Source organism: Acidimicrobiales bacterium, assembly GCA_035547835.1.
In the GTDB taxonomy this organism is placed as follows: Bacteria; Actinomycetota; Acidimicrobiia; order Acidimicrobiales; family Iamiaceae; genus DASZTW01.
The window spans coordinates 12764-34365 of the sequence record DASZTW010000020.1; the positions used below are offsets into that span (position 1 = coordinate 12764).

Sequence of the window (21602 nt, forward strand, 5' to 3'; positions counted from 1 at the left end):
GCATGTGCCGCAACATCACCACTCTCCGGGGCCTGGTCCCCGCCGCCACGGTCGCCGAAGTCGAGGCCGCAGCCCGTCAGTACGTCCGCAAGGTGAGCGGGGTGCAAAAGACGTCGCCCGCCACCGAGGACGTGTTCGAGCGCGCCGTCGCCGAGGTCACCGCCACGACCCTCGCCCTGCTCGCAGAGCTGCCGCCCCGCAAGCAACCCCCGAAGACCGTGCCGCCGCTGCGCCGACCCGAGGTGCGGGCCCGCCTCGCCGCCCGCTGAACCTCACACCCGCCAGGCCGGGGGGCGCTTTTCGGCGAACGCGGCCAGGCCCTCGGCCGCTTCCTCGGTGGAAGCCGTGACCGTGAGCAAGGCGTGGAGCAGCGGGAGCGCCTCGTCTGCCGCCTGGTCCCACGTGCCGTAGAAGGAGTCGCGGCCGAGCTTCATGGCGACGGGCGGCTTGGCGGCGAGCGCCGCGACGAGCTCGTCGACCGCGGCGTCGAGCTCGCCCACCGGTACGACCCGGTTGACGAACCCGATCCGCTCGGCTTCGGCCGCGTCGACCCGGCGACCGGTCATCATCAGCTCGAGCGCCTTCTTCGGCGGCATCGAGTGCCGCATCGGCACGGTGATCATGTACGGCCACAGGCCGATGTCGATCTCCGGCGTGCCGAACGTGGCGTCGTCGGAGGCCACGATGAAGTCGCAGGCCAGCGCCAGTCCGAAGCCCCCGGCCAGGCAGTAACCGAACACCCTGGCCACGATCGGCTTGCCCAGCTCCCACATCTGGCGGAACAGGCGCGGGAGCTGCCCGCGGGCGTCGTGCAGGTCGGCGTAGCTCGCCCCTGCGGCCATCCCGCCGAGGTCGGCGCCGGCACAGAACGCCCGGTCACCCGCGCCGGTCAGCACCACCACCCGCACGTCGGGATCGGCGGCGGCCGCCCCGAACGCGTCGCTCAGCTCCGCCATGACCGTCCACGACAGCGAGTTGCGCTTCTCGGGACGGTTCACCGTGATGCGAGCCACCCCATCCGACGTCTCGTAGAGGACTTCCTCGTACGCCATGAGCTGGGACCGTACCGCTCACCCTCCGAGGCCGCCCTATCGTCGCGGCGTGCCTCGCGAGCCCCGCACCTCCGCCACGGCAACACCGACGGGCCCGCCATTGGTGGCGTGCGGCGTGCGGCTCGACACCAGCCGGCCGTTGATCATGGGCATCGTGAACGCCAGCCCCGACTCGTTCTCCGACGGCGGCGACCACGAAGGCGTGCAGCAACAGGCCGACCTGGCGGAGCGGCTGCTCGACGACGGCGCCGACCTGCTCGACATCGGCGGCCAGTCCGGCATAACCAAGGTGCCCGAGATCGAAGTGGCCGAGGAGCTGCGCCGGGTCATCCCGCTGGTCCGGGAAGTCCACCGGCGCCGACCCGACGCGGTGATCTCTGTCGACACGTACCGACCCGAAGTGGCGTCCGCGTCGATCGGGGCCGGCGCGTCGATCATCAACGACGTCAGCGCGCTGCTGTACCCCGAGGTCGCCGCGATCTGCGCCGAGCGCGGCGCCGCGCTGGTGGTAATGCACACCCGGGCGCGCCCCAAGCAACGGCTCCAGGACCGGGACTTGTACGGCGGCGACGTCACCGCCGACGTGGTGGCCCTGCTGCGCGGGCGGCTCGACGTCGCCCGGCAACGGGGCATGGCCGACGAGTCGCTGATCGTGGATCCCGGCATCGACTTCACCAAGACCCCGCAGCAGTCGGTCGTGCTGCTCCGCGAGCTCGCCGACGTCGAAGCCATCGGTCTCCCGGTGCTGCTCGCCTTGTCGCGCAAGGACTTCGTGGGCGCGCTGACCAACCGCCCGCCCCAGGACCGCCTCGCTGGCACGCTCGCCGCCGTCGCCCATGCGGGCACCGGACCGGGGATGATCTACCGGCTCCACGACGTCGCCGAGGCCGTCGACTTCCTCACGGTGCTCGCCGCGCTCGAGGGCCGCACCGAAGTCGACCCCGACCTCATGTTGGCCGAGCACCTCCGGCGCCGGACCCACCCCGGCTCGACCCCGGGCCGGCCCACGGCCGCCTCGACCGGTCCGGCTGCAGAGGTGGCACCGTGACGGCACCCACCGACCCGATCCTCGCCAAGCGGGCCCGGATCGCCAAGCTCGTGCAGACCGGCAAGCGGCTGGGCTACTCGGTGCTGCTCGCGGCAGTGGTGGCGTTCGTCGTCGGCTACTTCGCGGGGTTCACGAGCTGGCTCGTCACCGCGATCGTGGTGGCCCTGGTGGTGAGCTCGATCGTGCTCGCGCCCGCCATCGTGTTCGGCTACGGCGTGCGCGCCGCCGAGCGGGAAGAGCGCGAGGAACGAGCGGCACGAGAAGCCCGCGGGCCGAAGGCGCGGTGAGCGAGCGGGCGACCCGGTCGGCCTACCAGCCGCCTCGCTCGCCGGAAGTCGGCGGCAAGCTCGGCCGGAAGCGTCGACGACGCGCCTTGACCTGCAGCAAGCTCACGCCGAGCCGCTTGGCCGGCAAGGGCCGGAACGGCTGCGGGGGACGCCGCGTGGGGGTCGCGGGAACAGATCGGGGGCCTGCCACGCCCGTCGATTCGCCGCCGGTGTGGCGGCTCCCTCCCAGGTAGGCGACGATTTCGGCGCCACCCGCGGGCGCATTCCGGCCAGACGGGTCGCATCGGCGCGAACCGACCTGCCAACGGTCGGTCGTCGGTACACAACACGGCCTCTGCATCGGCCGTAACGCTCACCGCGTCGACGTCCGGCGAGCAGGGTCTCCCGGACCGCGGTGACCGGCCGGTAACTTTGGGACCGACCTCTGGAGCGCCTGTGTCGATCCGACTGCCAGCCGAGCAACGCCGCCGCCAGCTGATGGACGTCGCGCTCGACGTGTTCGCCCGCAGGGGCTTCCACGCCACCTCGATGAACCAGGTGGCCTACGCGGCGGGCGTCACCAAACCGGTCCTGTACCAACATTTCGCGTCCAAGCGGGAGCTGTACGCGCAGCTGCTGGCCGACGTCGGTCACCGACTCGAGGAGCAGATCGCCAAGGCCACTGCGCAGGCGGGTGGCCCCCGGGAGCAGGTGGAGCTCGGCTTCGGCGCGTACTTCGCGTTCGTCGAATCGGAGCGCGAGTCGTTCCAGCTCCTGTTCGGGTCGGGCACCCGCCACGACGACGAGTTCGCCGAGACCGCCCGCCGGGTCGAAGCCGCCATCGCCGCACTGCTCGCCGAGCTGATCGACGTGCCGGGACTGGCGCAGAGCGAACGGCGGCTGCTCGCCCACGGCGTCGTCGGCATCGCCGAGGCCACCAGTCGCCACTGGGTGGCGGGCGACCTCGCCGACGACCTCGACGTCGCCACGCTCGCCCGACGCATGGCCGAACTGGCCTGGGCGGGGCTTCGCGGCGTGCAGGCCGGCTGACACATCACGCGCCCCAGCTGAGCCCGCGGTGGAGCCCGCCGAGGTGCACGCCGAGGTGGCTGGGCGGTTGGGGCTCCGCGTCGGGCAGGATGGGCGCAGCCGCCGCCGGAGGATCCCCCATGACCGACCACGACCTGCGCGCCATCGCCGAGGAGTACTGGGAGCGACTGCTCAAGGCGAGCCCGACGTTCGCGACGTTCGTCGGCGACCACCGCTACGACGACCGCATCGAGGACCTGTCCGCCACCTATGAGCAACAGCTCCGCGAGCACTGGGAATCGCTGCACGACCGGGTCGAGCGCATCGACCCCGCACACCTCAGCCAGAGCGAGCAGGTCACCCGCGGGCTGCTGCTTGCCGAGACCCGCGACGGCATCGAGGGGATCGACCAGCGGCTCATCGAGTTCCGCTACGACCAGATGCAGGGCGTGGCGGTCGAGCTGCTGCAAACCGTGCCGGTGCTCAACGCCCCCGAGCCCGACCACGCGTGGCGGCTCGTCGAGCGGTACCGGCAGGTCCCGGCCATGCTCCAGCAGGCCGCCGACCGCTACACCGCGGGTCTCGCCGCGGGCCGCACGCCGGCACGCATCTGCCTGGAGCGCACGCTCAACGTCCTCGACGGCTACCTCGCCTCGCCACTCGATGACGACCCGTTCACGAAGATCCCGGGGCCCGCGTCGTGGGACGGCGACCCGGCGTGGCGCGACGCCCTCGCCGAACTGGCCCGCGACGTGGTCCGCCCCGCGTTCGGTGTCCACCGCGCCACGTTGGCCGAACGGCTCGAGCCCTCGGCCCGCGACGACGAGCACGCCGGGCTGTGCCACCTCGGCAGCGACGGCGAATCCGTGTACGCCACGCTCGTGCGCCACCACACGACCCTCGACCTCTCGCCGCAGGAGATCCACGACATCGGCCTGCAAGAAGCCACCGAGCTGCTCCCCCGCGAGTACGCCGAGGTCGGCGGCCGGCTGTTCGGGGTGACCGAGCTCGCAGACGTGTTCCGCCACCTGCAAGGCGACGACTCCCTGCGCTACGGCTCCGCCGAGGAGATCGTGGCCGACGCGCACGACGGCATCGACCGGGCCCGGGCAGCGATGGCCGACTGGTTCGGGCGCCTGCCACAGGCGCCGTGCAACATCGAGCCGGTGCCCGACTTCCTGGCCCCCGACTCGCCGAGCGCGTACTACTTCCCGCCCGCGGCCGACGGGAGCCGGCCGGGCACGTACTTCGTGAACACGTGGGAGCCGACCCAGAAGAACCGCTACGAAGCCGCGTCGGTGGCGTACCACGAGGCGATCCCCGGCCACCACCTCCAGATCGCCATCGCCAACGAGCTCGACGACGTGCCCACGTTCCAGCGCCAGTCGTTGTCGAACACCGCGTACGTCGAGGGCTGGGGCCTGTACGCCGAACGCCTGGCCGACGAGATGGGCCTGTACCTCACCGACCTCGACCGCATCGGCATGCTCGCCGCCGACTCCTGGCGGGCTTGCCGGCTGGTGGTCGACACCGGCCTCCACGCGCTCGGATGGACCCGCCAACAAGCCATCGACTTCATGGCGAAGTACACCCCGGTGTCGATCGAGGAGCTCACCGTCGAGGTCGACCGCTACATCGCCATGCCGGGCCAGGCCTTGTCGTACAAGCTCGGCCAGCGCGAGTTCTTCCGGCTGCGGGGGCTCGCACAGCAGCAACTCGGCGACCGCTTCGACATCAAGGGGTTCCACGACACCGTGCTCGGATCCGGTGCGGTCAGCCTGCCGATCCTCGGCGACCTGGTCGACGGTTGGGTGCGGTCACACGCGGCGTGACCCGGGGCCGGCGCGTCACCGGGCCGGCCTCACACCGGCCTGGCCGCCGGACACCGGGCCGCTCCGACACCGGGCCGCTCGGGCGGTGAAGCGCGCCCGCGCCTGCCGGAGCCACTAGAACACCTCGCCATGCCACGTGAGCGCGCCAACCACACCGCCGCCGGTCCCTCCCCTGTGGCCAGAACGGAAGCCGGTGCCGTCCTCGCACGGATCGCGACGGGGGCGGACGCCGGCAGCGCGGGGCTGCCGCGGCGGCGCGACCTCCCTCTGGCGGCCCGCGCGCTGGTCGCCGGCTCGGCCGTGGCCGACATCGGCTTGCGCACCGCGGCCGCGTCGATGGTGACCGCGTCGATCGTGCCACTGACGACCAACCCTCGCCGAGTGCGCCGCGAGCGCGAGCGGCTCGGGTTCTACGCCGACCTGGCGACCCACCACGACCCCGAGCGCTCGTTCCCCCGGCCGACAGCCCGGCCTGACGTGCGGCGGGCCGGGGCGGGGCGGTTGCACTTCCGCTTCCCCGACGGCGTCGTCGAGCGGCTCACGTTCGAGAGCCCGTTCGTTGCGGTGAACCCCGAACTGCGCAGCGAGTACGCGAGCTTCCGGCGCAACCGCATCGCCCACGCCCAACACTGGCGCCACGACGACGGGCCCCGCCCGACGCTCCTCGTGATCCACGGCTTCATGGGGTCGCCGTACCTGTTGAACGGCGCGTTCTTCTCGCTGCCGTGGTTCTTCCGGGCCGGGTGGGACGTCTTGCTGTTCACGCTGCCGTTCCACGGCGCTCGCCAGGAGCGCACCTCGCCCTTCAGTGGCGCGGGGTACTTCTCGCACGGCCTCGGGGTGCTGTCCGAAGCAATGGCACACGCCATGCACGACCTCCGGCTGTTCATCGACCACCTCGAGTCCACCGGCGTCGAGCAGGTGGGGGTCACCGGCATCTCGCTGGGCGGCTACACCACCGCCTTGTTGGCCGCGGTCGAGCCGCGGCTGGCGGTAGCCGTCCCCAACGTCCCGGTCACCGACATGGCCACCGTCATGGCCGACTGGAAGCCCGCCGGCACGCTGCTCGGCGCCGCCAGCCGCGTGGTCGGCATGTCCGACGACGACGTCCGCGCCGGCATGGCGTTCCATTCCCCGCTCAACTACCCGGCCGCGATCGCCAAGGACCGCCGATTCGTCATCTGCGGGCTCGGCGACCGTCTCGCCCCGCCCGAACAGGCCGAGCTGCTGTGGGAGCACTGGGACCGCTGCAAGTTCCACTGGTTCCCGGGCAACCACGTGCTGCACGTGAACCAGGCGTCGTACCTGCGCCGCATGGCGAGGTTCATGCGCGACCGCGGCTTCGCCCCACCCACTTGGCTCGACCCCGCCGCGTAAACAATCCCCTGCTGTGAGCACCCAACCACCTCGTGGGTGGCCCAGCGCTCACAGCAGAACAGGCCACCGCAGCACCATCCCGAGCCGTGAGCACCCAACCACCTCGTAGGTGGCCCAGCGCTCACAACAGAACAGGCCACCGCAGCACCATTCCGAGCCGTGAGCACCCAACCACCTCGTGGGTGGCCCAGCGCTCACAACAGAACAGGCCACCGCAGCACCATCCCGAGCCGTGAGCACCCAACCACCTCGTGGGTGGCCCAGCGCTCACAGCAGGGTGGTTTCTCAGGGATGGGCGCGGATCTCGCCGTGGAGGATCGAGAACCAGGCGTCGGGGTCGACGGCCCACCGGCGCCAGCCGTCGGCAATCCGCTCGAGGTCGGCGGCCGCCGCCCACCCGGCCGCCACGAGCTGGTCGGCGATGGCCGACTCCGTGATCCGCGCGGCCCACATGCCACCCCACCAGGCACGGTCCTCGGGAGTGGCCCAACACCACGTGCTCGACGTGGCGCGCACGTCGCGGAACCCCGCCTGGTGGGCCCACGACAGCAGGCGGCGGCCTGCGTCGGGCTCGCCGCCGTTGGCGCGGGCCGCACGCTCGTAGAGGTCCAACCACTCGTCGAGCTCGGGGACCTCCGGGAACCAGGCGAACGCGGCGTAGTCGCTGTCGCGGGCGGCCACCACCCCGCCCGGCCGGCACACCCGTCGCATCTCCCGCAACGCCCGGGCCGGGTCGGCGACGTGCTGCAGCACCTGGTGCGCGTGGACGACGTCGAAGGTGGCGTCGGCGAAGTCGAGCGCGTGGACGTCGCCGACCGCGAAGTCGACGTTGTCGCACCCCAGATCGGCGGCGTGGGCGCGGGCGAGGTCGAGGGCCGCCTCGGTGGCCTCGAGGGCGGTGACCCGCCCAGGTGCGACGATGCGGGCGAGGTCGACCGTGATCGTGCCGGGCCCGCAACCCACATCGAGCAGCGACTGCCCCGGCCGGAGGTCGGCGAGCAGGTAGGCCGCGGAGTTGGCGGCCGTTCGCTGGCGGTGGGAGCGCAGCACGGACTCGTGGTGGCCGTGCGTGTACGTGCCCGCCGGTGTGGGCTCTCCGGATGGGTTCATGCGCTGACCTTAACGTAAGTCCTGATTTACGAGACATTGATATCAATATATGAGACCTTCTCCAGAGCTCGCCCGCCACGTGCCACGATCCCGTGATCAGGCCCCGGGCCCCGGCCGGCGGGGGCACGACCGCAACAGGAGTCCCGATGTCCGATGTGCTGATGAGCGTCGACGACCACGTCGCCACGATCACCCTCAACCGACCCGACCGACTCAACGCGATCAGCGGCCCGATGCTCGCCGCCCTGTCGCGGATGTTCGTGGAGGCCGATGCCAGCCGCGACGTGCGCGTCATCGTGCTCACGGGCGCCGGCCGAGGGTTCTGCTCGGGTCTCGACCTGCAGGACGTCGCGTCGCAGGGCGGGCTCGGCAACCTCGGCGGCGACGTCACGCTGCGGATCGACGACACCCCACCCTTCGTGCTGCGCCGCCTCGACACCCCGGTGCTGTGCGCCCTCAACGGTGCAGCCGCCGGCTACGGGATGGACCTGGCGCTCGGCTGCGACCTGGTGGTGGCATCCGACACGGCGGTCTTCGCGCCGCCGATCCGTCGCGGCGTGATCCCCGAGAGCGGCGGCACCTGGCTGCTGCCGCGCCTCATCGGCTGGCAAAAGGCCTGTGAGGTCACGTTCCTCGGCCGCAAGCTCGACGCGCACGAGCTCGAACGACTCGGCCTCGCCAACGCTGTCGTGCGGCACGACGAGTTCGAGACGACCGTCGACAAGTGGGCCAAGGAGCTCGCCAGCCAGGCACCGCTCGCCCTGCGTGCCGCCAAGCGCACGATGCGCCTCGGGCTCGACTCGTCGTTCGACGCCAACGCGCACCACGTGCTCGCCGAGTTCATGTCCCTGATGCGCTCCAAGGACTTCGCCGAGGGCGTGGCCGCGTTCAGCGAGAAGCGCGACCCCGTCTACGAAGGCCGGTGACCACCAGCGCGGGCGACGCCGCCAGCGCGGGCGCCGGCGCCTCGAACCAGTCACCGTCGCGCCCGTTGCGGGTCGACCTCGGGCGCGCCACACCCTCCGGCGAGGCCGAGCACTTGGCCGGCACGTGGTTCCCGGCGACGAGCCCGGCCGCCGAGCGGGACCGCCCGGTGCTCGTCTGCCTGCCCGGCGGCACTTACAACCACCGGTACTACGACCTCGAGGTGCCGGGCCGAACGGGCTACAGCTTCGCCCGGCACGCGGCCGAGCGCGGCTTCCCGGTGGCCGCGTTCGACATGTTGGGCACCGGCGACAGCAGCCAGCCCGACCGCGAAGTCGACTTGTCCGACCAAGGCGCGGCCGTGGCGAGTGCGGTCGACCAACTGCCTGACCTCGTCGGTCGCGCCGGGCCATTCGTGGGGATCGGGCACTCGTTGGGCGGCTACGTGGCCATGTACCAACAGGCCGCCCACCGCAGCTACGACGCCGTCGCCATCCTCGGCACCACCAACCACCAGGTCGTCCAGCTCGGCATCCCCGACGAGATGGTCGAGGCCGCCGCGACCGCGGAAGGCCGTGCCGCGCTGGCCGACCAGCTCATCGCATCGCTCGGCGACGGCGACCGCTACCTGGTCGGCGACCGCACGCCCATGCACGACTGGTTCCACGCAACCGACGTGCCCGCGGACGTGATCGCCGCCGACGACGCCACCACCCTCACGGCAGTCGTGCGCCGCGCCGGCCTGTCGGCCTCGATCCCCGGCATCGCTCGCGACCAGGCGTCGACCATCGACGTACCGGTCTTCCTTGCCTACGGCGAAGTCGACATCTCGCCCGCGCCCCACGCCGAGCCGACCTTCTTCACGGCGAGCCCCGACGTGACCCTCTTCGTGCTGCCCGGCAGCGCGCACTGCCACAACATGGCGAACACGAGGGCGCGCTTGTGGGATCGCCTGCTGGCGTGGTGCACCACGGCCACCACGGCCACCACGGCCACCTGAGTGACGGCGGCCAGCCGGACGCCGCACCGCCCCACGGCCGTGGGCCTCGACCACTGCACGCGAACGACCCCGGCGCTCGCGCACCGGGGTCGTTCGTCGTTCGACAGGTGGAGCGGAGCTCGGGCTACTTGGCCCGGTGCAGCACCTGGGGCTCGCTGAACGAGGCCAGGCCCCACGTGCCGTTCTCGACGCCGATGCCGCTCCACTTGGCGCCACCGAAGGGCTGGTCGGGAGCGAGCGCGAGGTGGGTGTTGACCCACGCCGTGCCGCACTCGAGCTGCGCAGCGTACTGGGCGGCCCGGTCGGCGTCGGTGCCCCACACCGACCCCGACAGGCCGTAGTGGGTGGCGTTGGCCCGCTCGAGCGCCTCGTCGATGTTGCGGTACGACACGATCGGCAGGACCGGGCCGAACTGCTCCTCGTCGACGATGCGCACACCGTCGGTCGCGCCGGCCAGGATCGTCGGCTCGTAGAAGTAGCCGGCATCGCCAGGCTTGCCGCCGGTGACCGCTGTGACGCCCGACGACAGCGCGTCGTCGACCAGCTCGCTGACCCGGTCGAACTGCGGCTTGTTGTTGATCGGGCCGAGCTGCACACCTTCCTCGGTGCCCTTGCCGACCTTCACGCTGCGCGCCTTCTCGGCGAGCGCGTCGACCACATCGTCGTACAGGGCCTCGGGCACGTACACCCGCTTGATGGCCGAGCAGACCTGACCGTTGTTCTGGAACGCACCCCAGAAGAGACGCTCGGCCACGTCGGCCACGTCGACGTCGTCGAGCAGGATCGCCGGGTCGTTGCCGCCGAGCTCGAGCGTGACCCGCTTGAGGTCGGGGGCCGCGGCCGCAGCCACCTTCTTGCCGGTGGCCACCGAGCCGGTGAAGGAGATCTTGCGCGGCACCGGGTGGCTGGTCATCGACGCGCCGAGCGGGTCCTTGCCGCTGACCACGTTGAGCACGCCGTCGGGCAGCACGCCCCGCAGCGCCTCGCCGAGCGCCAGTGTGGCGAGCGGCGTGAACGGCGACGGCTTCAGCACCATCGTGTTGCCCGCCCGCAGCGCGGGAGCGATCTTCCACGACGCCAGGATCAGCGGGAAGTTCCACGGCGTGATGCCCGCCACAACACCGAGCGGGCGGCGGATGACCTCGACGCGGGCGTTGTCGTCGTCGCGCAGCACCTCCGGCTCGACCTCGAGGTTGGCGTAGTACTGGAGCCAGATCGAGGCGCCCATCACTTCCATCGTGGCCTCGTTCAGCGGCTTGCCCTGCTCCTGGCTCAGCACGGCGCCGATGTCGGCCATGTGCTGCATGAGCGCGCCAGCGGCGGCGTTCAGCGCGTCGCGGCGGACCTGCTCGTCGCGCTTCCAGTCCTGGTGCGCCTTGGCAGCAGACTCGAACGCGGCGTCGAGCTGCGCGGGCGTGCAATCGGGCGCCGTGCCGAACGACTCGCCGACCGACGGGTCGATCACGTCGAACGTGGCCTCGGTGGGCGCAGCTTGGCCCGCGATGGTCATGGTGTACTCGGTCACGGCGGGCATCCCCCTTGGTTCGCCGAACGGAGCCGGTCCGGCCCGTTCGTTTCCTGCCCCACTTTCGCACGGGCCACGGGCGGGGGCCACCTCAGGTGGTGGCGCTACGGTGCGGACGGCGGCGCCGCCCACCAACGGCGTGCCTCGGGGGAGGGACGAGATGGCAGACCAACGAGCCGACCTCGCGATCCGGGGTGGCACCCTGATCGACGGCACCGGAGCGCCCGGCGTGGTGGCCGACGTGGGTGTGACCGACGGCCGCATCGTGGCGCTCGGCGACACCGTCCGAGGCGATGTCGAGCTCGACGCCTCCGGCCACGTCGTGGCGCCGGGCTTCATCGACATCCACACGCACTACGACGCGCAGGTCTTTTGGGATCCGGCGCTCACGCCTTCGGCCTTCCACGGCGTCACCACCGTGGTCGCCGGCAACTGCGGGTTCTCGATCGCGCCGGTCACCGCCGACGGCGTCGAGTTGGTCGCCCACACGCTCCAACACGTCGAGGACATGAGCTTCGACACCCTCCGCGCCGGGGTCCCGTGGGACCGCTTCGAGACGTTCGCCGACTACCTCGACGCGGTCGAAGGGGTGGGTGTCGGCCTGAACTTCGGCTGCTATGTGGGCCACACCGCCGTGCGGTTGTTCGTGATGGGCGACGACGCGTACGAGCGGCCGGCAACCGACGCCGAGCTGGCCCGCATGGCCGCGGTGGTCGACGACGCGATGGCCGCCGGCGCCATGGGGTTCGCGTCGAGCGCGTCGCCCACCCACAACGGCGACCGGGGGCGACCGGTGCCGTCCCGTGTCGGCGACCTGACCGAGCTGCGCGCCCTGCTCGAACCGCTGCGGCAGCGCGGGAAGGGCGTGGTCGCGCTGTTGCCGGGTGGGGTGTTCTCCAACGCCGAGGTGTTCGACCTGCAGCGCCAGGTCGGGCGTCCGTTCACCTGGACCGCGCTGCTCACGCTCGCCGGCATCCCCTACCACGAGAAGGTGGTGGCCGAGCACGATCAGGCGTGGGACACCGGTGTCGAGGTGTGGCCGCAGGTGTCGTGCCGGCCGCTCACGTTCCAGATCAACCTGCGCGAACCGTTCACGCTCAACACCCGGCCGGCCTTCCAGGCGTTGATGGCCGGTACCGACGAGCAGCGCATCGCGGCTTACCGCGACCCCGCGTGGCGCGAGCGGGCGTGGGCCGAGACCGGTCCGGGCTCGCGGGTTGCCGGGCTGCCGCCGCTCAACTGGCACGACATGTTCGTGGCCGAGTGCGCCAGTCGCCCCGAGCTGGAGGGCCGCCGCGTGGAGGAATTGGCCTCCGAGCGAGGCGTCACGCCGCTCGACGCACTGCTCGACGTGGCGTTGGCCGACGACCTCGACGCCCGGTTCACCGTCGTGTTCGCCAACAACGACCCCGACGCGATCGCCTGGCTGCTCCCACGCGACCACGTCCTGCTCGGTCTCGCCGACTCGGGTGCGCACCTCAGCCAGCTGTGCGACGCGTGTTTCGCCACCGACTTGCTCGGCAACTGGGTGCGCGAGCGCGCGGTGATGCCGCTCGAGCGCGCCATCCACAAGCTCACCGGCGAGCCCGCCAGCGTGTACGGCCTCGCCGACCGCGGCGAGGTGGCGGTGGGCAAAGCGGCCGACCTCGCCGTGTTCGAGCCCGGCACCGTCGATCCGGGCCCGGTGCGCCGCGTACGTGACCTCCCGGCTGACGGTGACCGCCTCACGTACGACTCCCCCGCCGGCATGCGCCACGTGCTGGTCAACGGCACCGCCATCCGGCGCGACGGCGAGCAGCTCCCTCTCCCCGATCAGTCCCGCCCCGGCGTGGTCCTGCGGTAGCGCAGGCAACGCGTTCTGGCCCCGAGCGCCACGCCGCCATGCCGTTCTACGCACTCGATGGTGACGCCCCTGCCGAAGTGGTTCTCGAACAGCTCGACGCGACGCGCTTCCGGGTGGTCGACCCGTTCCGCTACGTGGAGCTCGACCCCGCCGGACACCAGCTCGCCGAGTACGTGGTGCCCGACCCGCGGTGGGCCGACGAGACCACCGACTTGGCGTCGGTGCCCGGGATCTTGCTGTGGGTCGTGCCGCGCTACGGCCGCCACACGCTGCCGGCGATCCTGCACGACCAGCTGATCCATCACGACCTGAAGGACCAGCCCGAGCGCGCCGATCGGATCTTCCGCGACGCGATGGGCGAGCAAGGCGTGGCGCTGGTGATGCGCTGGATCATGTGGGCAGCGGTCAGCACCCGCACGGTTTGGGCAGCGCGCAAGTGGATCATCGGTTTGCTGGTCGTGTGGTTCGCGTTCTGGGCGGCTGTGGCGTTCCGGGTCACGCCGCCGTTCGCCGCCTGGCACGAGCCGCCGTTCACCTGGCTGGTGCACGTGCCGTTGCTCGTCGCCGTCGGTATCGCCGTGGTCGGCCCGCTCGTGCTCGGTGCGCTGTGGCCCCGGCGCTACCTGGTCGGCGTCATCAGCGGGTACGCGGCCTTCTTGTTCGCGGTGCCGATCGTTGCCATCTGCCTCGCCTTGGGCGTGTACCGCTCGCTCGAGCGCGCCCTCGAGCCCTTCGACACCGCGAAGCGCCCACCGGCCGACAAGCCGCCCGCCCCGCCACCGGTCAGCACCGACGTGGTCGACCACACGACCGCCCCCGCGCCAGGTACACCCGAGGCTGGGCGGTAATCCGACCGTGTCGGTGGGACTCGCGCCCAGCCTTCGACGTTCCACGCTGCGGAACGGTCGATGAGTCTCGGACCGCCGACCCGTCTACCAACCATGCTCGATCTCACCCCCGCCACCACCCGCATGGCCGCCCTGCTCGACGCCATCGACACGGGCCAGTTCTCGGCGCCCACGCCGTGCCCGGCGGCGGACGTCGGCTATCTCGTCGACCATGTGCGCTCGTTGAGCGTGGTGTTCGCAGCGGCCGCCCGCAAGGACCGCGAAGCGCTCGCCGGCCCACCCCCGATGCCCGACCAGGGGAACCTCGGCGACGACTGGCGCGAGCAGTCGCTCACTGCGCTCGGCGCGCTGGCGCAAGCCTGGAGCGAGCCGGGCGCTTGGGAAGGACTCACCTTGATCGCCGGGCTCGACCTCCCCGGCGAGGTGGCCGGCCTGATCGCGCTCGACGAGCTCGTCGTACACGGCTGGGACCTCGCCGTGTCGCTCGGCCTGCCGTACGAGCCGCTGCCCGCCCACGTCGAGGCAGCCGCGGCCATGGTGGTCGGCTTTGAGGCCCCACGCGACGGCCAACTGTTCGGACCCATCGTCGACGTGCCCGACACCGCGTCGCCGTTCGCCAAACTGCTCGGCCTGACCGGCCGCGACCCCGCCTGGTCGCCGCCCGGCTGAAGCCGCGCCCGGCGATGGCTACACCGGAGCCGCCGATCACGCCAGGGGCTTCATGAACGACCACAGGCCGCCTTCGGCGTCGCGGGCGCCGTACTCGCGATAGCCGTAGGGCTGGTCGGTGGGCTCGTACACAATGGTGGCGCCGTGGTCGCGGGCGTGGCGGAAGTGGGCGTCGACGTCGTCGACCATCACGGCCGTGGTGGCCGTGGCGGCGCCCACGGTGCGCGGCGACGAGAGGCCGAACTCATCGGACTCGGTGTGCAGCCAGATGGTGCCGTCGCCGGCGTGCACCTCGCCGTGCACCACGTTGCCGTCAGGATCGCGCACAAGCTCGCCGGGGCCGAGCCCGAACACGTCGATCAGCTCGTGCAAGCGAGCCTCGAGGTCGGCGTAGACGAGGATCGAGATGCGGCTCGAAACGGTGGTGGCCATGGTGGTCATCTCCTCCAGGAGGTGCAGTAGGTCGTCGGGGGCCGGCTCGGCCCGGTCGCCGTCCGGCACAGCCAGCAGGTGCAACAGGCGCGTGCGCACGGCACTGGCGGCGGCGAGCTGGCGCTCCACCTCCGCGAGGTGGCGGGCGAGGGTGGGGCGCACGGAGCCGTCGGGCTCGTCGAGCGCACGGGCGATGTCGGCCAACGGCAGGCCGAGCTGGCGCAGCAGCGAGATGCGGTACAGGCGAGCCACGTCGCCGTCGGTGTAGAGGCGGTGGCCTGCCGCGGTGCGGCCGGATGCCACGAGCAACCCGATGTTCTCGTAGTGGTGCAGCGTGCGGACCGTCAGCCCTGAGCTGGCCGCCAGGTCACCGACCCGCCGCCCCGCACCCCCGTCGCCCCCGTTCGCGCCGTCCGTTGCCGTCATGGAGCCGACGGTACGACCTCACGTCGCGTCAGGAGCAAGGGCCAATCTTTCGGGCGTGGGTCAGCGCGGCTGGCGGGCAGCGAGCATCAGGCCGCCGAACTGCGACGCCAGCGCCGGCAGTGAGGCACCGTCGGGGTCGACGGTCATCTGCACCACGAAGCCGTTCGCGACCGCCACGAGCACCGCAGCCCCCGGCCTGACCCTCGTCGCGGAGCACTGATCCCCGAGGTCGGGCGACAATCCGACCGTTTCGGTGGGATTTCCGCCCAGCCCACAACCCCCAAGTCCCCGGTCTGCGTCTGGCCTGACCCCCGAAGTTGGGGGCTCGGGGTTCACACGACGATGGCTGCGGCGGTGACGGCGACGAGCAGCACGATGACGATCGCGTCACGGGGGCGTGGGCCGCTGGGCGCGTCGGCGATGGTGCCGGTGCCGCCGCGGGCCTCGATCGCCAAGCCGATGTCGGCGGCGCGACGGAACGACACGAGCAGCGCGGCCGACAGCAGGTCGTGCGGACCGGCGAGACGGTGGCGCCAACTGACCCCTGCGGGCTTGGGGCGGAGACGTCGGGCGGCGATCAGGGTGCGCATCTCGTCGACGAGGGTCGGGAAGCAGCGCAGGCTGAGCGCGACGCCGGCCGCCCACGTGTCGACCGGGACCCGTAGCCGCCGCAGCGGACCGAACAACACCGACAAGGCGGGCGCGATCTCGCCCAGCGGGGTGGTCCACGTCAACATGGCGCCGGCTGCGAGCAACACCACCGGGATCGCGAGCACGCGGCACCACGCGTCGAGGCCGCCGAGTTCGATGGTGAGCGAACCGGCGTGGACCGACGGCGACCCGCCGCCTTTCAACGCGAGCAACGCGCCGACCAGGAACAGCAGCCACAGCAGTCGGGGCAGGCGCGGCCGGGCGCCGCGGGGGATGCGGGCGATGCCGATGGCGACCACCACCACGGCGGTGACGATGCCGATCGCCGCCCACGTCGGGTTGATCGACAGGGCAAGTCCGAAGCCGATCACCGCCAGCAGTTTGGTGCCGGCCCACAGGCGGTGGATCGGCGTGTCGCCCGGGATCGGACGCAGCCACGGCAGCTCGATCGGGCGAGGTGGCCGAGCGCTCATCGCGTCGAGCCCTCGCCGCCGCGCCCGAGCGGCTCGTGCGCCCGGGCGTCGACCACCCCACCGTCGGAACCCTCGCCGCCGCGCCCGAGCGGTTCGTGCGCCCGGTCGTCGACCACCCCACCGTCGGAGCCCTCGCCGCCGCGCCCGAGCGGCTCGTGCGCCCGGTCGTCGACCACCCGACCATCGGCGAACGTGACCACGCGGTCGGCGAGCAGGTCAGCGTCGGTCGGGTCGTGCGTGACCACGATCAACGTGATCCCGGCGGTCGCTCGCAGCTCCGCCAGCAGCTGCAGCAAGCCGCGGCGCGACGGCTCGTCGAGCCCCGCGAACGGCTCGTCGAGCACCAGCACCGCGGGCTTGGCCGCCAACAGGCCGGCGAGCACGACCCGCCGTTGCTGGCCGCCGCTCAGCTGGTCGATCCGGCGATCGGCGAGCCCCGCACCGAGTCCCACCAACGCCAACGCCGCGAGCGCCTCGTCGGCGCCGACGCCACCGGCCGACCTCACCTCGTCGATCACGGTGCTGCGCAGCAGTTGCAGCCTGGCGTGCTGGAACGACAGTCCGACATGGCCGACCATCTCCCAGGCTGCTCGGCCTTCCACCACCACCGACCCCTCGGTGGGCACGAGCAGGCCGGCGATCAGCCACGCGAGGGTCGACTTGCCGGAGCCGTTGTGGCCCATCATCAGCACCGCTTCGCCAGCGCGGATCTTCAAGTCGACCCCGTCGAGCGCGACGTGCGCCCAGGGCGTGCCGGGCGAGAACGTGTGTCGGACACCGTGCAGCGACACCAGCACCGGCCCAGGCTCGACCGGCGGCGGTGGGCCAACCGGCGTCGCAACGGCCGCAGGCGCGGCGACCACTCGGCCGTGCTCGAGCGCGAGCACCCGGTCGGCCCGCTGCGCTTCGGCGACGTGGTGGGTGATGTGCACGACCGTGATGCCTTCTCGCTCCGCCAGCCCCGCGAACAGGTCGATGAGCAACGGGCGACCCTCGGGATCGATCATCGACGTGGACTCGTCGGAGATCAGCAGCTGCGGCGAGCGCGCCAAGCCCGCGGCCACGGCCAGGCGCTGGAGCTCACCACCGGACAAGGTGGTGGTCTCGCGGTCGCCCATGCCGCCCAGGCCCACCCGTTGGAGCAGCGGCGCCACCGCGACATCGTGGTCCGGCGGGAGCCCCCACACCACGTCGTCGCGCACCCGCACCCCGAGCACCTGGCACTCGGGTCGCTGGAAGATGATCGCCGTGCCGCCCTGGCGACCCACGCCCACCGGACCAGCCCGGTCGACACGGCCCGACGACGGCGGCGCGCCGCACAGCAGACGGGCCAACGTCGACTTGCCCGAACCGTTGGGTCCCACGACGGCCACCACCTCGTGAGGCTCCACTGCGAGGGACACGCCCGCCAGCGCGTCGATCGACGCGCCCGGATAGCGGAACGTCACGTCGTGGAACGCCACCGGCACCGGCACGGGTTCGGGCGTTGCCCCGCTCGACGGCGCGGCCGACCCGGCTCGAGCGCCGCGCCCGCGACCATGGCGCTCGCCGTCATCGCCGACGCCCGCTTCATCGGCCGCGTTCGCCACGGACAACCAGTCGTCGTGTGGAGGCAACGCCCGAGTCAGACGCACGAGCACCGGGCGGCTCGTCGCCGCAGCGAGCCACACGGTGACGGCCGTCGACACGAGCAGGACCGGCGGCACGACCACCAGCCAGTGCGTCGTGATCCATTCGATCGTCCGGTCGCCGCCCGACGCGACGCCGTGGAGGTGCAGTTGCTCCAGCGTCTTGGACACGCCGTGCCACGTGATCCGGATGTTCTTGAACACGAGCCGTCGCAGCGATGCGAACACGGCCAGGAACCCGACCACGCCTGCCGTGAACAGCGGGCCGATCGTGACGGCGCCGACCAGCGTGGTGCGCGCCAAGCTCCACCTGCGCCGGAAGCCCGCGCCGACCAGCCCACCCACCACTGCGCAACCGATCACGTTCGACGCGGGCCCGGACCCCATCACCACGAACGACACCGCGCCGCCGATCGCACCGGCCAGCACCGTGGTGCGCCAACCACGCCGGTCACCCAGCGCCGCCATCGGTACGACGGCCGCGGCGAGGAGCACCGTGCCGTACGGCACGACCCAGCCGACGAGGCACAACGCGACCGTGACGTCGATCAGCACCGCCGCCTCGGCGATCGCCGCCGCGGTCAGCCCTTCTCGGCGGCGGTCCCCTCCAGCCATGTCGGTCACTCTCCCACGACCTGAGCGGGATGGTCTCCCGATGGTGTCGGGGCGACCCGGCGCTGCTGGGGCCCGGTGCTACTGCGGCAACAGCTCCGGCGCCGTCGCGTCGGGGAAGTAGCGGTGGTGGCGGGCGCCGGTGATCTCATAGATGGCCGTGCCCGACCGGCCGTCGTTCGTCTGCACCCGCATCTGGCTGAGCCCGCCGCGGTGGAACGGCTCATAGGGGTTGTCGAAGCGACCGTCGGCGGTCACCTCGATGCGTCGCCCGTCGGCCAAGGTGAACGCGCTCCATCCCCGCAGCCCAGCGATGTCGTCGCCGTGCTCGCCGTACACCCCGGGCTCGCCGTCGGCGCCGAGCCACTCCACTTCGTGGTCGAACCGGATGACCGGGATCGGGTCGCTGCCGTCGGTGCCGGCCCAGCAGCCGTCGGTGTAGACGGGCGCGCCGTTCTCGTACTCCCAGTGCCACACGCCGAGAAACCCGTCGTCGAGTTGGATCTGGAACCACATCCACATCGGGCAGCGACCGTGGTCGCGCACACCCCACGAGTGGTCGCGCTGGCCGATCCATCCGTCGACCTCGTAGGTGGTGCCCTCCGCGGTGTACGTGCCCGTGTACGTGCCGGACTGCAGCGTGTGCGCCTGGTCCCACACCACCCCGTCGGCGGCGCGCATGGTGCCTCGGCGCAGGCCGTAGGGCTGGGTGCGGGCGGTGAAGGTGAGGTCCAGGCCGATCGCGCACTGGTCGGGGTCAGCCCACAGCCGCACCTCCTGCCAGGGCCGCACGATGTCGATCCGGGCGCCGCCGGCCACCAGCGTGTGCGGGTCGCCGGCGTCGTCGCGGGCCTGCATGCCGCCCGTGCGTTGGCCGCCGACGCGCCCCATCTGCAGCGAGTCGAACGCTGCCCGGGCCGGGTAGTGCGCCATGGTGAAGAAGATGGCGTCGCCGGTGCCGTCGAGGCTGTGGATGTCGTAGAAGTGGCTCTCGCGCCAGTGCGGCGACCGGGTCTCCACTTGTGGCAACAGCTCAGGCACCTGGTGCACGAAGTACTCGTCCATGTCGGTTGGCCGGGCCATCGGGCAACACTCCCCCGTGTCGTCGCGCAAGTCCCCCTCGCGCACGGAGCCGCCACCCTAACGTTGCCGCCCTGGTGCACGACCCTCGGGAACCCCGCTGATGTTCGACTTCACCCGCTTCGCCCGCGGGGTCGCGCTGGCGCTGCCGGCCTACATGCTAGCGTGGCCGGTGTGGGCGACCGTCGCCGGGCTCGCCGGGATCCCGTTCCACACGCACGCCTGGGTGCGCACCGCCCGCTGGCTCACCTGGCCGGTTCCGTGCGTGTTCGCCGTGCTGGCCGTGGGGTTGCTGGTCGACGGCTGGCAACGGCTGCGCGCCCACCGCTTGACCACCACCGAGCTCACCGCGCAGCGCGTCGCCGCGATGTTGATGGCCGGCGGGTCCGCCTTCTGCGTGGGCGTGACACCGATCCCGTTCGCGGTGAGCGCCGCTGCCGTCGTCGCGAACAGGCCCGGCTGATCCTCAAGGTCACGTCAGGCATCGTCGGGACCGGTTCCTGCCACCAGTCCATCCCATGACCACTTGGGGAGCGTCAAGCCGTGCGGCACGTCGTCGGCCGAGCGGTGGTAGCGACCCATGGTCGTGGTGGTCGCCCAGGCGAAGTAGTCGTGCAGCACCCGCGCGGTGGGTTCGTCGGCAGTGAGGCCGATGTCGGCCATCGCCTGGTCGAAGCACGCGATGGCGCGGCGATCCATCTCGTCGTGCTCGCCGTTGCCGCTGTGCATCTGCACCACGGTCGTTTCATCGCCGTAGCTCGCCGAGTAGTCGGCTGGGCCGCCGAGCGCCTCGGCCCAATACGCGGCGAGGCGCTCGGTGTGATCAGCGCGAAAGCCGTGGCTGAATGCGTGGCTCACCACGTCGTCGGCCATCACGCGCTCGTGCCACGCGTGAGCGAGCCGGAACATCCCGTCTGCCCCGCCCGCAGCCTCGTAGACCGTGCGGTCCTCGCTGTCGCGAGAGGCTGTGATCATCGCGAGGAGATCGTCTGTGGTGCGGACATCGCCGTAGGAGCGGTAGATCGTGTAGAGGGTCGCGTTGAGATCCTGGTCGCGGCGTGCTGCGTTGGCATCAGCGACCATGATCGTGCGGTAGTCAAGGGTGCTGGCGTCTCGCGCGGTCGCCTCACAGCACACGTTCGCCAGGGTTCCGGTGACGAGCACCGTGTCGATGCCGCGGGCTTGCAAGAGCTCGTGGAGCGGGCAGCGACCAGGGAAGAAGGCGCTCGATGCGGCCTTCTCCACGAAGAGATCGGCGTCGCTTGTTGCAAGCTCGCCCCACAACCGGTCGCGCGGCGAACCCGTTCCGCCGGAGTTGCGATAGAGCTCCTCGACACGCGGACCCAGGAGCTCCAGCTTCATCGACGACGGCTGCCAGGCAGCCGGCACCACCCATGCCACCGTGCCACCGGCTCCGCGCAGCGCATCCGCGAGCGCGTTGACGCTGGCGACGATGCCCCTCGCGTAGGCGTTCTCGTCGATGAAGAACGCGACGAGGTCGACAACGACAAGGGCCGTGCGAGCAGGCTCGAGTGATGCGAACGCGTGGCGCCGGCCCCGACGCTCCTCTTGGCGGAAGTACTCACGCTCCTCGATCGACCAGTCGTGTTGCATCCCGACAGCTTTGCTCAGGGCACCGGGGCGGGGGTGGTCGGTCAGGGCAGCGATGGTGTGACCGGGTGCGGGTTGTCGCCGCCAGGTGGCCATCCGCACGGCGTCGGCGACGAGCTCGGCTCCGGCGAGTACTTCGATGGACGTGCCATGACAGCAGTCTCCT

General features: G+C 71.7%; 20 protein-coding genes. 12 read left to right on the forward strand and 8 right to left on the reverse strand.

All coding sequences use genetic code 11. The features are described from left to right. Positions 1-2: 2 nt before the first annotated feature. Positions 3-269 (forward strand): DUF2277 domain-containing protein, encoded by a 267-nt coding sequence (locus VHA73_16165; protein HVX19558.1) that lies wholly within the window; start codon positions 3-5, stop codon positions 267-269. Positions 270-272: 3 nt separating this feature from the next. Here VHA73_16165 and VHA73_16170 read toward each other — a convergent pair whose 3' ends face one another. Next, positions 273-1052 carry an enoyl-CoA hydratase-related protein gene (locus VHA73_16170; GenBank protein ID HVX19559.1) on the reverse strand — a complete coding sequence of 260 codons (780 nt, stop codon included), beginning with the start codon at positions 1050-1052 and terminating at the stop codon, positions 273-275. A gap of 49 nt (positions 1053-1101) precedes the next feature. Here VHA73_16170 and folP point away from each other — a divergent pair, with 49 nt between their 5' ends. The 5 genes from folP (at position 1102) to VHA73_16195 (ending at position 6604) form a co-directional block, all read left to right on the forward strand. After that, entirely contained in the window at positions 1102-2100 is a 999-nt protein-coding gene (gene folP, locus VHA73_16175) for a dihydropteroate synthase (protein HVX19560.1), read from the forward strand. Further along, positions 2097-2387, forward strand: a complete 291-nt coding sequence (locus VHA73_16180; protein HVX19561.1) for a hypothetical protein — start codon at positions 2097-2099, stop codon at positions 2385-2387. The genes folP and VHA73_16180 overlap by 4 nt, the downstream gene beginning before the upstream one ends. Before the next feature lie 435 nt (positions 2388-2822). Next, on the forward strand, positions 2823-3416 hold the full coding sequence (locus VHA73_16185) for a TetR/AcrR family transcriptional regulator (protein HVX19562.1): 594 nt from the start codon (positions 2823-2825) through the stop codon (positions 3414-3416). Between the two features lie 119 nt (positions 3417-3535). After that, the gene (locus VHA73_16190; GenBank protein HVX19563.1) at positions 3536-5227 is read left to right on the forward strand and encodes a DUF885 domain-containing protein; all 1692 of its coding nucleotides are present in this window, start codon (positions 3536-3538) and stop codon (positions 5225-5227) included. A gap of 129 nt (positions 5228-5356) precedes the next feature. Further along, positions 5357-6604 (forward strand): alpha/beta fold hydrolase, encoded by a 1248-nt coding sequence (locus VHA73_16195; GenBank protein ID HVX19564.1) that lies wholly within the window; start codon positions 5357-5359, stop codon positions 6602-6604. A 285-nt stretch (positions 6605-6889) separates the two neighbouring features. Here the strand turns inward: VHA73_16195 and VHA73_16200 are convergent, their stop codons facing one another. Next, complete coding sequence (locus VHA73_16200; protein HVX19565.1) at positions 6890-7714, reverse strand: methyltransferase domain-containing protein; 825 nt, start codon at positions 7712-7714, stop codon at positions 6890-6892. A gap of 146 nt (positions 7715-7860) precedes the next feature. Here VHA73_16200 and VHA73_16205 point away from each other — a divergent pair, with 146 nt between their 5' ends. Together VHA73_16205 and VHA73_16210 are read left to right on the forward strand one after the other, a co-directional pair. After that, complete coding sequence (locus VHA73_16205; GenBank protein ID HVX19566.1) at positions 7861-8640, forward strand: enoyl-CoA hydratase-related protein; 780 nt, start codon at positions 7861-7863, stop codon at positions 8638-8640. Continuing rightward, entirely contained in the window at positions 8637-9638 is a 1002-nt protein-coding gene (locus VHA73_16210; GenBank protein ID HVX19567.1) for an alpha/beta hydrolase, read from the forward strand. The genes VHA73_16205 and VHA73_16210 overlap by 4 nt, the downstream gene beginning before the upstream one ends. Positions 9639-9762: 124 nt before the next feature. Here the strand turns inward: VHA73_16210 and VHA73_16215 are convergent, their stop codons facing one another. Then, entirely contained in the window at positions 9763-11163 is a 1401-nt protein-coding gene (locus VHA73_16215; protein ID HVX19568.1) for an aldehyde dehydrogenase family protein, read from the reverse strand. Between the two features lie 160 nt (positions 11164-11323). On the opposite strand from VHA73_16215, the gene VHA73_16220 reads away from it, so the two are divergent. From VHA73_16220 to VHA73_16230, 3 genes are all read left to right on the forward strand, one after another. Continuing rightward, complete coding sequence (locus VHA73_16220) at positions 11324-13006, forward strand: amidohydrolase family protein (GenBank protein HVX19569.1); 1683 nt, start codon at positions 11324-11326, stop codon at positions 13004-13006. Between the two features lie 38 nt (positions 13007-13044). Next, the gene (locus VHA73_16225) at positions 13045-13854 is read left to right on the forward strand and encodes a DUF1353 domain-containing protein (GenBank protein HVX19570.1); all 810 of its coding nucleotides are present in this window, start codon (positions 13045-13047) and stop codon (positions 13852-13854) included. Between the two features lie 93 nt (positions 13855-13947). After that, positions 13948-14523: a TIGR03086 family metal-binding protein gene (locus VHA73_16230; GenBank protein HVX19571.1), complete on the forward strand. Its 576-nt coding sequence runs from the start codon at positions 13948-13950 to the stop codon at positions 14521-14523. 36 nt (positions 14524-14559) lie between these two features. Here the strand turns inward: VHA73_16230 and VHA73_16235 are convergent, their stop codons facing one another. The 4 genes from VHA73_16235 to VHA73_16250 all read right to left on the reverse strand — a co-directional run bounded on the left by VHA73_16235 (position 14560) and on the right by VHA73_16250 (position 19873). Then, entirely contained in the window at positions 14560-15381 is an 822-nt protein-coding gene (locus tag VHA73_16235; protein ID HVX19572.1) for a MerR family transcriptional regulator, read from the reverse strand. A 332-nt stretch (positions 15382-15713) separates the two neighbouring features. Beyond that, positions 15714-16505: an energy-coupling factor transporter transmembrane protein EcfT gene (locus VHA73_16240; protein HVX19573.1), complete on the reverse strand. Its 792-nt coding sequence runs from the start codon at positions 16503-16505 to the stop codon at positions 15714-15716. After that, positions 16502-18748: a DUF2232 domain-containing protein gene (locus tag VHA73_16245; GenBank protein HVX19574.1), complete on the reverse strand. Its 2247-nt coding sequence runs from the start codon at positions 18746-18748 to the stop codon at positions 16502-16504. Before VHA73_16245 ends, VHA73_16240 begins: the two co-directional genes overlap by 4 nt. Before the next feature lie 78 nt (positions 18749-18826). After that, positions 18827-19873 carry a hypothetical protein gene (locus VHA73_16250; protein ID HVX19575.1) on the reverse strand — a complete coding sequence of 349 codons (1047 nt, stop codon included), beginning with the start codon at positions 19871-19873 and terminating at the stop codon, positions 18827-18829. A 55-nt stretch (positions 19874-19928) separates the two neighbouring features. On the opposite strand from VHA73_16250, the gene VHA73_16255 reads away from it, so the two are divergent. Further along, positions 19929-20288, forward strand: coding sequence for a hypothetical protein (locus VHA73_16255; protein HVX19576.1), 360 nt, complete (start codon positions 19929-19931; stop codon positions 20286-20288). Positions 20289-20302: 14 nt separating this feature from the next. On the opposite strand, the gene VHA73_16260 is transcribed toward VHA73_16255, so the two are convergent. Beyond that, positions 20303-21439 carry an isochorismatase family protein gene (locus tag VHA73_16260; GenBank protein ID HVX19577.1) on the reverse strand — a complete coding sequence of 379 codons (1137 nt, stop codon included), beginning with the start codon at positions 21437-21439 and terminating at the stop codon, positions 20303-20305. Between the last annotated feature and the right edge of the window lie 163 nt (positions 21440-21602).